This is a genomic window from Robertmurraya mangrovi (assembly GCF_034427655.1).
GTDB lineage: Bacteria > Bacillota > Bacilli > Bacillales > Cytobacillaceae > Robertmurraya_A > Robertmurraya_A mangrovi.
In genome coordinates this window covers 373,242-387,343 of the sequence record NZ_JAXOFX010000003.1, presented here as the reverse complement: position 1 = coordinate 387,343, position 14,102 = coordinate 373,242, and the positions used below count along the sequence as shown (strand labels likewise).

The 14,102-nt window shown below is 36.0% G+C and carries 17 protein-coding genes; 3 read left to right on the top strand and 14 right to left on the bottom strand.

Annotated features, from left to right (window positions below; all coding sequences use genetic code 11):
- Positions 1–82: 82 nt before the first annotated feature.
- The 10 genes from SM124_RS07565 to SM124_RS07520 all read right to left on the bottom strand — a co-directional run bounded on the left by SM124_RS07565 (position 83) and on the right by SM124_RS07520 (position 7,581).
- Positions 83–1,393, bottom strand: coding sequence for an MFS transporter (locus SM124_RS07565; RefSeq protein ID WP_322445894.1), 1,311 nt, complete (start codon positions 1,391–1,393; stop codon positions 83–85).
- A gap of 2 nt (positions 1,394–1,395) precedes the next feature.
- On the bottom strand, positions 1,396–1,671 hold the full coding sequence (locus SM124_RS07560; RefSeq protein WP_322445893.1) for a hypothetical protein: 276 nt from the start codon (positions 1,669–1,671) through the stop codon (positions 1,396–1,398).
- Positions 1,658–1,969, bottom strand: a complete 312-nt coding sequence (locus tag SM124_RS07555) for a hypothetical protein (protein ID WP_322445892.1) — start codon at positions 1,967–1,969, stop codon at positions 1,658–1,660. The genes SM124_RS07560 and SM124_RS07555 overlap by 14 nt, the downstream gene beginning before the upstream one ends.
- Positions 1,970–2,161 carry a hypothetical protein gene (locus SM124_RS07550; protein ID WP_322445891.1) on the bottom strand — a complete coding sequence of 64 codons (192 nt, stop codon included), beginning with the start codon at positions 2,159–2,161 and terminating at the stop codon, positions 1,970–1,972.
- Positions 2,151–2,675 carry a QcrA and Rieske domain-containing protein gene (locus SM124_RS07545; RefSeq protein WP_322445890.1) on the bottom strand — a complete coding sequence of 175 codons (525 nt, stop codon included), beginning with the start codon at positions 2,673–2,675 and terminating at the stop codon, positions 2,151–2,153. Before SM124_RS07545 ends, SM124_RS07550 begins: the two co-directional genes overlap by 11 nt.
- Before the next feature lie 11 nt (positions 2,676–2,686).
- Positions 2,687–3,247 (bottom strand): 4Fe-4S dicluster domain-containing protein, encoded by a 561-nt coding sequence (locus SM124_RS07540; protein ID WP_322445889.1) that lies wholly within the window; start codon positions 3,245–3,247, stop codon positions 2,687–2,689.
- A complete protein-coding gene (locus SM124_RS07535) occupies positions 3,248–5,407 on the bottom strand; it encodes a molybdopterin oxidoreductase family protein (RefSeq protein ID WP_322445888.1) in 2,160 nt (719 codons plus the stop codon).
- A complete protein-coding gene (locus tag SM124_RS07530) occupies positions 5,394–6,470 on the bottom strand; it encodes a hypothetical protein (protein WP_322445887.1) in 1,077 nt (358 codons plus the stop codon). The genes SM124_RS07535 and SM124_RS07530 overlap by 14 nt, the downstream gene beginning before the upstream one ends.
- 275 nt (positions 6,471–6,745) lie before the next feature.
- Entirely contained in the window at positions 6,746–7,228 is a 483-nt protein-coding gene (locus tag SM124_RS07525; protein ID WP_322445886.1) for a YusW family protein, read from the bottom strand.
- Positions 7,229–7,305: 77 nt separating this feature from the next.
- On the bottom strand, positions 7,306–7,581 hold the full coding sequence (locus SM124_RS07520) for a hypothetical protein (protein WP_322445885.1): 276 nt from the start codon (positions 7,579–7,581) through the stop codon (positions 7,306–7,308).
- A 260-nt stretch (positions 7,582–7,841) separates the two neighbouring features.
- Between SM124_RS07520 and SM124_RS07515 the strand changes: the two genes are divergently transcribed.
- Entirely contained in the window at positions 7,842–8,435 is a 594-nt protein-coding gene (locus SM124_RS07515; RefSeq protein ID WP_322445884.1) for a biotin transporter BioY, read from the top strand.
- 66 nt (positions 8,436–8,501) lie between these two features.
- On the top strand, positions 8,502–9,491 hold the full coding sequence (gene bioB / locus SM124_RS07510) for a biotin synthase BioB (protein ID WP_322445883.1): 990 nt from the start codon (positions 8,502–8,504) through the stop codon (positions 9,489–9,491).
- 343 nt (positions 9,492–9,834) lie between these two features.
- Here the strand turns inward: bioB and SM124_RS07505 are convergent, their stop codons facing one another.
- Positions 9,835–10,419: a GNAT family N-acetyltransferase gene (locus SM124_RS07505; protein ID WP_322445944.1), complete on the bottom strand. Its 585-nt coding sequence runs from the start codon at positions 10,417–10,419 to the stop codon at positions 9,835–9,837.
- Between the two features lie 169 nt (positions 10,420–10,588).
- Here SM124_RS07505 and SM124_RS07500 point away from each other — a divergent pair, with 169 nt between their 5' ends.
- Positions 10,589–11,356, top strand: a complete 768-nt coding sequence (locus SM124_RS07500; protein ID WP_322445882.1) for a MerR family transcriptional regulator — start codon at positions 10,589–10,591, stop codon at positions 11,354–11,356.
- 46 nt (positions 11,357–11,402) lie between these two features.
- Here the strand turns inward: SM124_RS07500 and SM124_RS07495 are convergent, their stop codons facing one another.
- From SM124_RS07495 to SM124_RS07485, 3 genes are all read right to left on the bottom strand, one after another.
- A complete protein-coding gene (locus SM124_RS07495; protein WP_322445881.1) occupies positions 11,403–12,704 on the bottom strand; it encodes a DUF4179 domain-containing protein in 1,302 nt (433 codons plus the stop codon).
- A complete protein-coding gene (locus SM124_RS07490) occupies positions 12,697–13,224 on the bottom strand; it encodes a sigma-70 family RNA polymerase sigma factor (protein ID WP_322445880.1) in 528 nt (175 codons plus the stop codon). The genes SM124_RS07495 and SM124_RS07490 overlap by 8 nt, the downstream gene beginning before the upstream one ends.
- A 119-nt stretch (positions 13,225–13,343) precedes the next feature.
- The gene (locus tag SM124_RS07485; RefSeq protein ID WP_322445879.1) at positions 13,344–13,943 is read right to left on the bottom strand and encodes a DedA family protein; all 600 of its coding nucleotides are present in this window, start codon (positions 13,941–13,943) and stop codon (positions 13,344–13,346) included.
- Between the last annotated feature and the right edge of the window lie 159 nt (positions 13,944–14,102).

Below are 14,102 nucleotides of genomic sequence, written 5' to 3'. Positions count from 1 at the left end.
AAATAATAAAAAATAGAGATGGTCCCTCTCATCTTCAGAAGAAATGAAGAATATTGGAGACCATCTATTTAACTTATATTGTTTATGCGACTCTCTTAGATTCAGGAATTAATTTATGTCCAGCTCTTTGGTAGTAGTACCAGTTTAAACCAATCGAAATGACATAGAATGCAATGAAGAAGTAGAATGCTGTTACCGGAGTTCCAGTAGCTCCAACTGACCAACCAAATAACTTAGGAATAAAGAAGGAACCGTAAGCTGCAAATGCTGCAGTGAAACCTAGAACAGGTGCTGCTTCTTTAACAGGGAAGATATCCGGGATCATTTGGAAAGTAGAACCTGAACCGATACCTGCTGCTGCAAATAAGACTAAGAATGAAGCTAAGAATCCTGCAAAGTGTTTTTCAGTTGTAAAGTAGATAACAAAACCTGCTCCTACAGACATGAAAACTAAAACCCAAGCAGTTACTAACGCTCCACCTAATTTATCTGAAATCCAACCACCAATTGGTCTGAAGGCAGCTGCTAAGAATGCTCCTAAGAAGGCTAAACCAATATGCTCAGGGAACTGAGATTTTAATAATAATGGAAATGCTGCAGAATAACCGATAAATGAACCAAATGTTGCTACATATAACCATGTCATAACCCAAGTATGCTTACGTTTTACAATGACAAATTGATCCGCAACTGATTGTTTTGCATTAGGAAGATTATCCATTCCAAAGTAAGCTACGATTGTTAATATTACAATTGGAATTACCCAAACAAATGCTGCATTTTGAAGCCAAACTGTTGCTCCAGTTGGTAATACTTGACCATTACCAATTAATGCAAAAGTGCTTGATGTAATCACTAAAGGAGTAACGAATTGAACAACAGATACCCCCATGTTACCAAGACCACCGTTGATTCCTAAAGCTGTACCTTTTTCTTTCTTTGGAAAGAAGAAACTCATATTGGCTGATGCAGATGAGAAGTTACCTCCACCAAGTCCACAAAGTGCCGCTAGTAATAACATAACAGAGTAAGGTGTGTCTGGATTTTGTACAGCGAAACCAATACCTACTGCGGGAATGGCTAAAATAGCAGTTGAGAATACCACCCAGTTTCGCCCACCAAATTTACCTACTGAGAATGTATAGAAGAATCGTAGAGTTGCTCCCACTAAACCAGGCATAGCAGCTAAAGTAAACAACTGCTCTGGAGTATAGTTAAAGCCTACATCATTTAGTCTAACAGCAACAACGGACCAAATTTGCCATACAATAAACGCTAACATTAAAGTGGGTACTGAGATAAGTAAGTTTCTACGAGCGTGTTTTTTTCCTTCTGTTTGCCAAAAATGTTCGTCTTCTGGTTCCCAACGTGTAATTCGGTTTGTTCTACTCATGATTAATCTACCTTTCTGATGACGTAATATAATTCACTAAATGTATCAAAGGCGATCCATTCATCTTTGTTCATGGTAACTTTCGATGTTAATGGAACAGCAAAGAATCTTTTATGATCAAAGAAAATGCGGAGATGAGTATCATCTGGGCAAGTTTCTAACTTCACTAAACTTTTTCTAATGTAAGGAGCCTTTTCTTCTCCGTTTTTATCTTGAATAGAAATGTCTACAGCTGTAGAAACATATTCTTGTAGACTTTCTAAATTAATGGTTTCCACAACTTCCACACCCTTTTCGATTTGAATAAACATATAATTGATAGCCTTGTAGATAATTCCAAAACTCTTCGCCGCCGTTTTTTTCTAAATGAGTAATCACATCATCTTCCGAATCAAAACGACTCATCCCTTTTACTTCAGCTACAACCACTTGTGCCCCTTCTATCGACTTTTCTTCTAGATACCAATTAACACGAACATTCTTAAATACTTCTGACAGAATGTTGTCAATTTCCTTAGAAAAGTTTTCAGTAGACGGCTTCACAAAGCAAAAATCTAAATATGTTTCATTGTTCATTTATTTCACACCCTTTTGATCTTTTTTGAAGATCAAGATAGCAATTGGAAATAGTAAAATGTTTAATCCAGCAAGAATAATAGAGTTTGTATAGTTTTCAAAATAATATTGATGTACCATTTTTTGAGTAAAAATGATGTTAAGCATTAAAATCACTAGTAGTGCTGTAATTCCAAAGTATTTAGACTTCATAACGTTTCACCCTAACTGCGTAAACCGCTCCATTTTCCACTTGCACCTGAATTTCCGGTAGAGGACGTCTTGGAGGACCTGCTGTTGGTGCTCCTGTGTTCACATCAAATTTACCGTGGTGACATGGACAAATCATTTCACCCTTCTCTTTTTCCCAGAAAACAGGACAGCGCAAATGTGTACAAGCAGATTGATAGGCTACATACTTATCCTCAGATAAGCGAATCAGAATCGCATCGTCATGTTCACCAGGAAACTTGAAATCTACTGCATTTCCTATAGGAATGGCTTTCACATCTGTTATTTTCTTGTGTGGATACTCTTTATCTCCTAACCCCATTAATTCCTTTGCTGCCACAGCCCCCCATGGGAGAGAGGAAATAGCGAATACTCCTGCAGCCCCCACTAGAGTCTTCATAAACCCACGTCGATCTAATCTTCTTTCATTATTTCGATCAATGTTGTGTGTATAATTATCTTCGTTAAAGGGGATTTTATTATTTTTATCGTTCATGGAAATCCCTCCTAGAATAGCTTTGTGATACCCTGTAAAATACCAGGGAGATTGACTTTTACATTTGTTTCTCCTTCTAGATAAGGCATGCTTGTTACCCATTTATCGTTATCTAGATTAAATTTCTTTCTTTTAGCTTCAATTTCTTCATCGGTTAACCATTGTAAAGTGTCTGTTGGACATACACTTGCACACATCGGAGGAATTCCATCTTTTGTACGGTCGATACATAAGTCGCACTTATACATTAAGTTTTGTTCTGTATCAAATTTAGGAATTCCGTATGGACACGCAATCGTACAGTTTTGACATCCGATACATTTCTCAACTAACGCTGATAATACTGCACCTGTTTCGTGTATTTGAATTGCTTGAGCCGGACAGCTTCTCGCACATGCTGGATTCACACAATGAAGGCACATGAGTGGCATTGTTTGTCTGTTAACAAGTGGATTCACATCGTACACGTAGTTTCTGTTTCTTTCCTCATGACCACCACACTGTGTACATGCAGCTAGACAAGAACGGCATCCTATACAGTTTTCAAGTTCTAAATAAAGCCTCTTCTTCATTTATTGCACCTTCTTTGTTTCTAGTTTTACAATTTGTGCTGCACAAGCCTTAAATTCAGGCATACGTGACATTGGATCAAGTGCTGCGATTGTTAGTAGATTAATAGAGTCATCATGACCGAAATGATACGGTACAAACACTGTATCCTTACGTATCGCTTCTGTAATTTTCACTTTATATTTAGCTTCTCCACGTCGAGTATATAGACGGATGTACTCTTCGTGCTGAATGTTATATTTAGCTGCTGTTTCCGGATGAACTTCTACATATGGTTCTGGACACATATCAAGTAAGAACTGAATTCGTCTCGTCTGATTACCAGATAAGTAGTGATAAACGACGCGGCCAGTCGTTAACCGAAGCGGATACTCTGCACAAGGTTCTTCCGCTGGTGGACGGTACGGTAAGGCACAAATTTTTGCTTTTTTGTCTGGATGATAGAATTGTTTATCTAAGAACATATGAGGTGTTCCTTCATCCTCCGCATCCTTACAAGGCCAGAATACTCCATCTTGCTTCTCGATTTTATCCCAGGTAGCTCCGTAATAATCGGCATAGCCTCCTTTTGTTGCTAAGCGGAATTCATCACCGACATCTTTTGCTGTTTTTAAGTGTGAGAAATACTTCCCTCTACCCAATCGTTCAGCAAGTTCAACTTGCATTTCCCAGTCTGTCTTTGATTCTCCTAATGGCTCTTGAGCTTTGTTAATTTTAATAATACGACCTTCAATATTTGTAACCGTTCCTTCGTCTTCAGCCCAAGTTGTAGCCGGTAAAATAACGTCTGCAAACTCAGCTGATTCTGATAGATAGAAATCTGAACAAACCATAAAGTCTAAGTCTTTCATTGCTTTTCTTACAAAGTTTAAATTTGGTGCTGATACAGCTGGGTTCGAACATAATAAGTACAGCCCACGAATCACTTTTTGATCCATTAATTCAAACATTTCATATGCGGAAACCCCAGCTTGTGGCATTTCTTCTGGTGTGATCCCCCATACGTCACATACTTCTTTGACATGTTGTGGGTTAGCGATTTTACGGTAACCTGGTAGAGCGTCTGCTTTTTGACCATGCTCACGTCCACCTTGACCATTACCTTGGCCAGTAAATGTTGCGACTCCTGATTTCGGACGACCAATTTTACCTGTAACAAGTGCCATATTAGAATAGGCTGAGACGTTATCTACTCCTTTATGTTGTTGTTCAATTCCGCGAGCGAACATGACAACAGCATTTGGTGCTTTTCCGTATAGTTCAGCTGCACGAATAATTTTTTCCGGAGCTACCCCTGTTATTTCACTTGTATATTCTGGAGTGAACTCTTTTACTAATTCCATTGTTTCTTCAAAACCGTTTGTGTGTTTATCGATGAAATCTTGATCAATATGCCCATTTTGGATAAGTAAGTTAACAATTCCGTTTGCTAATGCTAAATCTGTTCCTGGGCGTATATCTAAGTGAAGGTCCGCTCTTCTTGCAATCGGTGTTTCACGAGGGTCAACAACGATTAAATAGCCTCCTCTTTCTTGTACAGCCCAAATTCTAAACATTGAAGTTGGATGACATTCAGCTGTATTACTTCCGGCAATGAACAAGCAATCTGTTTCATTAATATCTGACCAAGGTAGAGTTGAACCGCGGTCAACACCGAATGTTCTCATAAACCCACCAGCTGCACTCGACATACAGAAGCGACCATTGTAATCAATATATCTAGTTCCTAATGCAACTCGAGCGAATTTACCTGTTAAATAACATTTTTCGTTTGTCATCGATACGCCACTGAAAACTCCTAGTGAATCTTTTCCGTATTCTTGTTGCAGCTTCTGGAAGTTAGCTACAATTAAGCTATACGCTTCTTCCCAAGTAGCTTCACGGAATCCATCTTTCGTTCCTTTTAACGATTGATCATCGCGAATAAGCGGTTTTAAAATACGATCTTTATGATTAACTTGTTGGTAAGCCGTAACACCTTTTGGACACATTTTTCCATTCGTTACTGGCCATTCGTATCTAGGTTCAACACCAATAATTTGATTTGTCTTTGTATTTACACGTAAGTTCATTCCACATTGCATTCCGCAATAACTACAGTGCGTTTTAACTAGCTTTTCATTTGGATGATGTAAATTTTCTATATGTTTAGCCTTTTGCATTTTGATTAGCCTCCTTGACCTTCACTTCATGTGTAGGGAATCCAGAGAATACCGAGATACGATACTTTCTGCGACAAGGAAGACATAGCTCTGCAAGATGGTGATCTTCCTTTTTAAATTCCATATGATTCATTCCTAAAACTTCAACTACATCATTTGATTGTTCTGATGAAACAAACTCAGTTCCACAAACCTTACACTCTTTCATTGATTGCTCTCCGTAATGCTCACGGTAGTTTCTAGCAAAAACACTTAATGGTCTGAACGGAATGTGAGCTAATTTACCGAACGGTAGATAAATGAGTGTTACGATTACTGAATACTGGTGAATTAAAGACATAACTGAGTGTCCCCAACCCGCTAATACCATGTTTTGAAATGTTAATGCTAACCCTGTCACACTGATGAATAATAGTAGATAAAGTGGTAAAAAGTCGTAAATGAAATTTTGTTCCGCTCTTGCTTGCATATTTTTTAAGCGACGATATAGAGCCATACATACACCAGCAATAACCATGATTGCCGAGATATTTAAAGCGTTATAGAAAAGATAACCTAAGGCACCATCTGCTTTAATTGTCATAATGTCAATGCCCATGCCAACAACTGTGTAATATCCATTCTCTGGCATCGTGAAGTACATCCAACCGAATACTAGAGGGAAAGTTACTAGGCAAGAGATAATACATCCCCACCCCATCAAGATGTGTTGTGTCCAGCGATACAATCCTCTGTTCCAAATAAAGTTATACGTTGCTAGTTGCTCAACCGAAGTTTTTGGAGTTGATTTTCTAAAAAGTAATTTCAATCCTTTTTTAATGATAATCTTTGTTGGTGGCCTTTCTCCCCAAGCGATAAAGCGATAGAAGAATCCTCCAATAAAAACGATGGTTCCGACCATATATCCATAAAGATTCAAGTCAACATGTGTAAACATTCTTGTTCCGATAAATGATAGTAAGATTAGTCCGCTAATGGTTAAAAACATTGATTTTGCAAATTTTGATGCAAATGCATTGTTAATGGATTGTTTTTGTTTAGCTGCTGTTATTTTTGCTTCCATTTTTGCTCCTCCTCAAAACGATTAACTTATTTACATTTTAGGTGGGGAGCTGAAATTCACGTATCGGGGGATTTCCCCATCCTGTAGGGGAAATTCCCTTAGAGGTGGTAAGGAAGGATTTTAAACTAGCCCAAAACCCTTGATAAATAAGGGTTTGCACAAGCTTGATGAAATTGTGGCAGTTTTGTTACGCAAGATACTTTATAGGGGAAATTCCTTATTTGCTGTAAAAAAAACAAAAAAACTTGGTTTACCCAAGCTTTTTTCGTGAAAACTTATAAAGATTTATACTCCTTTTCTGTTCCGTCAGAAAACTCAACTTCTAATTCAAACTTCTTATAAGAAGAATCCAGTTCAAAGACATTTAATACTTCTTCAATTACTTTTTCATCTTCAGTCGTTTGATCGAATGTCAGCTTTTGAAACAGTGGTTTTAATCTTTCAAAAGCCTCGTCTCCTTGTAGTTGGACATCCTTTATTTGGTCTTTTATTTCCGCTTCCATTTCGTCCGTTTCATTTTCATAGCTAGCATCATATGATTTATTTTGCTCATATTCAATATCTAAATCAAAGCTTGAAAAATTAAACATCGTACCATCTTCGTTTTGCGCAGGATTTGTTTGCTCATTTGTGATATCTTCCTCTGTCTTAACCGGTGCATTTTCTGGTGGAGCAGAAACATCGTGCCTGTCATTATTACATCCTTGTACAATCAACAATACAAAAAGGGTAATAGATAACTTAATTAAATATGTCATTTACACAACCTCCTCTTGATTATTTTTACCAAAAAACAAAAAAAGACTCATTCACATGATGCGAACAAGTCAAAAATTTATACAAATATAATATAAGCTAGAAAAACAACGGTTGTTAAACTAAAACCTAAAGTAAATATTCCTCTTAATACGGAAGCCCAATTGTTCACTCCTGTAAATCCAATTAATCCTGAAACAAATATCCCTATTGAGGTATAAAACAAAATTTCAAGAGGATGAATATCAAACCATTTTATGATGCGTGTTTTTATGGATGTAGTTGAAACTAACATGATTAACAGAAAACATATAATGGATAAGTAAAATGAACTTATGTTAAATATTCGCCCCATTCGTACCTCCTTCTCTCACAAAGAATCTCTCACTATATATGAATACTTGTACACTTTTAAGTTCTTTAAATTTAATTACATTAAGTCCTATAATTACATTTATATTACTATCAATTAAAATTATCCTATAAATTTATCTCTTTTTAATAAACGTTTCCCTTTCATTTTTTGTTAACTCTATTAATATTACGGTTGACATATAATCTAATTTCCCTTTATCCTATATTTGTAACGAAAAACATTATATGGGGGAAATTTTCATGAAACTTAAGACAATTGACATCACACTAGCAGGAATGTTCGTTGCGCTTATGGCTGTTGGTGCTAACATCACTTCGATTGCACCTTTTATGGTAGTTGGTGGGGTACCAATTACTTTGCAAACATTTTTTGCTCTTCTAGCTGGTGCTATTTTAGGTAGTCGCTTAGGAGCTATCTCAATGGTCGTTTACGCATTAGTTGGGATGATTGGTGTTCCTGTTTTTGCACAATTTACTGGTGGTTTCTCAATTTTCATTAAACCAACATTCGGCTTTATTATTTCTTATGTTTTTACTGCATTTATAACAGGATATATCATTGAGAAAATGAACAAAACAGCAGGCGTATATGTTTTTGCAGCATTAGTTGGTATGGTCATTAACTATGTATTCGGAACAAATTGGATGTACGCTGCATATAAACTATGGGCAGCCGCTCCTGAAGGCTTTACATATAAAATGGCATGGGCTTGGATGGTTGTACCTTTACCAAAAGATATTATTCTATCAGTTTTAGCCGGTCTAATGGCCCTGCGTTTAGAGCGTACCGTTCTATCACGTAGTCAATTCAAACACCTTAGAAAGTCTGCCTAAATATTACTTTAAATTTAGTTGCTCTTTATTATTAAGGGCAACTATTCATTTCAAGGGGGATTCAGGATGAATTGGAAGGAATTAGCGACGGAAGTCATTAATGGGAAAGAACTTTCAAATGAGGAAGCACTCAGCATCTTAAATAGTAAGGATGAAGAGATTTTAGAATTGCTTAATGGAGCTTATACCATTCGTCATCACTACTATGGAAACAAAGTAAAACTAAATATGATTATTAATACAAAATCCGGACTTTGCCCTGAGAACTGTGGGTATTGCTCTCAATCTAGTATTTCATCAGCTCCTATTGAGAAATATAGAATGATGGATAAAGATAGTATTGTAAAAGGAGCAGAACAAGCCTACAACCTGAATGTTGGTACCTATTGCATCGTAGCGAGTGGGCGAGGGCCAAGCAACAAAGAAATTGGCGAAGTTGTATCTGCTGTTAAAGAAATTAAAGACAAATATAATATGAAGGTTTGTGCTTGTCTTGGATTATTAAAACCGGAACAAGCAACCCAGTTAAAAGAAGCTGGAGTTGACCGTTATAACCACAATATAAACACTTCAGAATCACACCATGAATCCATTACAACCTCGCATACATATCAAGACCGCGTTAACACGGTAGAAATTGTTAAAGAGTCGGGTATTTCTCCTTGCTCAGGAGTTATTATTGGGATGAGAGAAACAAAACAAGATGTAGTTGATATGGCTAAAAGTTTACGCGTTTTAGATGCGGACTCTATTCCAGTGAATTTCTTACACGCAATCGACGGTACTCCATTAGAAGGAACAAATGAACTAAATCCTAGATATTGCTTAAAGGTACTGTGTTTAATGAGATATATGAATCCAACAAAAGAGATTCGAATCTCTGGGGGACGAGAAGTAAACCTTCGAAGTCTTCAACCCTTTGGTCTTTACCCTGCTAATTCCATTTTTGTTGGTGATTATTTAACAACAGCGGGTCAGGAAAGTACTTCTGATCATCAAATGCTCGTTGATTTAGGGTTTGAAGTAGATTTTATAAAAGAGCCGGTAAATAATTAACTTTTGGAGATGAATCTTAAGATTCATCTCTTTGGTTTTTTCAAGGTTATTTACATTATACTTTGTCCGTTGATTTCCGCTCCAGCCACTTGCTTTCCGCAGGGAGGGATGGGAGCCTCCTCGCCGTTCCGTCTGTGGGGTCTCCCATTCCCTCTATCCCTGCAGGAGTCAAGTGGCTTCCGCTCCAATCAACTCAGTGTTCTGTACTCAGTCCCCATTTACATTTAAAAATCACATCAAAAGTCACTTTCAGTGTAATTTTACTCCATTGAAAATGTAATGAAATAACTAATCCCTATATTTATTGTGGGAAGATTCCTGAGGTGAAGTATGGTGCGGTTAATTAGTAACGGATTTCTTGTCCTTTTTTCTCTTTATACAATTCCTCAAACTCATCCTTTAGCATGGAATATACAACGGTGTCGTGGAAGTTAGTGCCATCGAAGTCGGTTTGCCTTAAGACTCCATCTCTATGGAAACCGTATTTTTCTAATAGTTTCTTTGAACCCACATTGTTAGCAAATATGTCCCCTACTAATCGATTTAGACCTAATACATTAAAAGTATAAGGAATCATTTCATTCAACACTTCTGTCATTACTCTCTTTTGCTGAAAATCCTTATGTATGACAACCCCCATTTCCGCTTTTTTGTGCCAAAAGTGTAGTTTGTGTAAACGGAATACACCAATTAATCTATTGGTTTTTTTATCAACAATAACCCAAGGAATCTCTTTTTCCCTCTTAAACCTATCTATACATGACAGAATATATTCCTTCATTTCTTCTACATTTTTAACTGGGTTAGGTGTAATGTATTTCATGGTTTCTCGGTCACTCATAAACTCAAACATATCTGGTGCATCATCTAGTTCCATTCCCCTAAGCACAAATTGACCTACCTCAATTTCAGGTATATTAGATAACATAGTCTCCACGTTCCTCTCTTTTGCTGATTAAATATCTATTCTAGAAAACAATCATGGTATCCTTTTTATTTTTTTGTGGTTTATACTTACAACAAAATAAAAAAATAGATCATACAGTGTTGACTCTAACGTTACGTTATAGCTTACGATACATTTAGAGGTGATGATTATGCATTATAAAATAAAAGAAATAGCTGATTTAATTGGTGTTAGTGTACGAACCCTGCATCATTATGATGATATTGGTTTGCTGAAGCCAGAGACGATTACTTCGGCCGGGTATCGGCTCTATACTTCACATAATTTAGAAAGACTTCAACAAATCTTATTTTTCAAAGAAATTGGATTTAACTTACAAGAAATTAAAGAGGTTTTAGATAGCCCAAACTTTGATCGGCGCACAGCACTATTAGAACATAAGCAAATCCTTCAGAAAAAGCGATCTCGCCTCGATGAAATGATACAAACGGTTGAGAAAACTATTCAATCGATTGAAGGAGGAATAAAAATGGAAAATAAAGAGATGTTTAAAGGCTTTAGTATGAGAGATATTGAGGAGCACAAGGAAAAATACTCTGAGGAAGCAAAACAGAAGTATGGGAAAGAATTAGTAGAGAGTGTTGAGGAAAAAACAAATAATTATAGTGAAAATGATTGGCAATCTATTCAATCAAAGACTGACGATATTTACTCTCGAATTTATAAACGAATGAACTTTGGCCCTTCGGATGAGGAGGTTCAAAAATCGGTTGGTGAATGGCGTCAACTGATTACGGATCACTTTTATGACTGCACCATTGATATTTTCAGAGGGTTGGGAGATTTATATGTAAATGACCCACGCTTTACTAAGAATATTGATAAACACGGGGAAGGGTTGGCAGCATTTTTAAGAGAAGCCATTCATGTATATTGTAATAGCCATTCAAAGGAATAATATTTTCAGGGTCTGCTCGCAAGGTGCAGACCCATTCAATAATATATTATGGCAAAGTAATTTTTATTGCTTCAAACATGACAGACTCAGTCAGCTTTTCCGTATGAATGCTCATTTCGTCTGATTTTTTAAATGTCTGTCTAAAAACATTATTTTCAACCAATTCAGCAGAAGGATGTTGATCTAGGTGTAAACTATCCCCTTTACCGTCTGTTAACCAAATTCGATTAAAATAAATATGTTGATCATGAAGATAGTTACTTTCAACGTTATATTCAACTGTTATTTCGTCTTTACTCTCAGTAATTTTCGAAATGATGATTTTCCCTAAATCACCTTTGTCTAAAGTAAGTGGTAGACTTTCCTTATTTAACACACGACTTACTTCTACTGAATTTATGTCTGACCAGGCAATATAAGGAATAATAGTGAGATTTTTAGTACCTTCTTTTATAGGTTCAAATAGGTTTTTTACTTTTGTAACCTCTATTCCATCATTTGATTCACCCGATCCCATACTATTAAGTGAGTCTAACGCTTGCCCCTTTTCATCAAAAATTTGAAAAGAAATAGAATTCGGATCAAACCTCTTTTTGTCAAAGCTATTTTTAATAGAAGCATGTAAATCCAATCCCGCGGGACCTGACTTAATTGCATCTATCGTTAACTTAGCACCCAATAAATCAGTAGAAATATTTGGCCTAACAACCTCAACCTCGTTTGATAACTCTACCGGAAACTTATACGCCCATTTTCCAGGTATTACTCCAACACTATCAAAAGTAATACTCATATCAAAACCAGCTGGCAGTTCTTCTGTTGGCATAATTTCTAATATTCCATTATATTTAGAAGGACTTTCTAAAGCACCTTTATTCGAAGAAGCAAAATTAATTTCTTTTCCATTTATTTTAATAACAGGTCTTTCTAAATCTCCTAAAGCTAGTAAAGATTCATGTGTATAAGCTAGTGATAAACGAGTTCCGTCATATAATACTTCATTTATAGATAGTGAGATTCCTTTATTTTTAACTGTTTGATTCACTTGTTGTGTCAATCCTTCAATACTTGCCGTTTGTAGCCCTTTATCTCCAATCTCATTGAAAATAGAACCAATTACCGGGATGTTAGAAACTACCTTTGCCATAGTTGGAGAAACGAATGCTGAACCTGCTAGTAAACCTATTCCTAGCATAGCTGCACTACTTGAATAAATCATATATTTCTTAACTCTACTAACTCTTGGTTTATTCATTTTCACTGTATTACTAATAATGGAATCGAGTTTATCCATTGGCACATTTATTTTATCCATTTCTTTTTTAAATTCAGGGAATTCCTTATTCATTGACACAGTCCTCCTTAATTTTTCCTCTTAGTAACTGGATTCCTCTATGAATATTGGTTTTCACGGTGCCTTCTGGACAATCAAGTATGGACGCAATTTCTTTTACTGTGTAATCTTTAAAAAACCTCAACATGAGTACCGTTTTATATTTTTCATCTAGTTCACCTAAGGATTCTAATAAATCTATTCGATCTTCTACATCTGAATATTGGTGTGGTAATCTGTCTTCAATGACTTCTCGATTCATTGGAACAATCCGATTTCTCTTCTTAATAAAATCAAATGCAGTATGTATGAGAATTCGGGTAATCCACGTCGAAAAGTATTTATCTTCCTTTAAATCTTTAATGGAAACTAAGGCTTTATAAATGGTTTCTTGAAAGATTTCTAATGCATCTTCCTCATTTTTGGCATACATATAAGCCATTTTATAGAGCTTCACCTTCTCTTCATCTAAAATATCCTGAAATGCATGATGATTTCCTTTACGAGCAAGTCGAACTTGTTTAATATTAACCAACTTCCTTGCCTCCCTTCTTCTAACTGTTAGAGAAACGAGCGCTACAAAACGTTTCAACTTTTTAAAAATATTTTCCGAATTACATGCAAAAAGCCTGATTCATATACGCTGAACCAGACTTAGCTCTTTTTTCGTTTGTTTCTATAAAGAAGAAATAAAATAATAATTATTATTATTGGTATTCCTATTATTAACGTAAGTCTCCCATGCTGAACAGCCATCTGCGCCACTATGTACCATCTTTTTCCTAACTGTTGGCCTAAGGTAAGAAAGAAGAGAACCCAGAATATCGCACCTAAGTATGCATAGATAGAAAACTTAGAAAACCGGAACATTGATATACCCGCTAGATAGGCAGTAATGTGGCGAACACCAGGTAAGAAGTAACCAAAAAATAAAAGTATTGGTCCCCATTTATTAAACAATCGCTGGGTATTCGCAATCTTTTGTTCAGTAATAAAAATCCTAGGGCCATATTTAGTTAGAAAAGGCAAACCTAATTTCAATCCTAAAAAATAGCTCAATGTAATCCCAGTCATCGCACCTAATAGCGAGGCAAATAACGCGATTGTATAATTCAGCTTACCTAAATATATGTTATATCCAATAAAAGTTAACAACACTTCATCCGGAACTGGTAACCCAACAATTCCAGCTGCCATTAATATGACGATACCTACATAACCATAATGGAGGATGATATCACTCCAAAATTCCATTTTGCTCACCACTTAATTGATTTCTTATTTAACACAAGAGAATCCTACACAATTTATTTATGAATTCTTTCTCATTCTACCTTAACTTGCTCATTTATTCTATTAGCTGCTAGAAAATAAAATAATATATCCTTTTCAATAGCTTTTGCTAAATGTTTA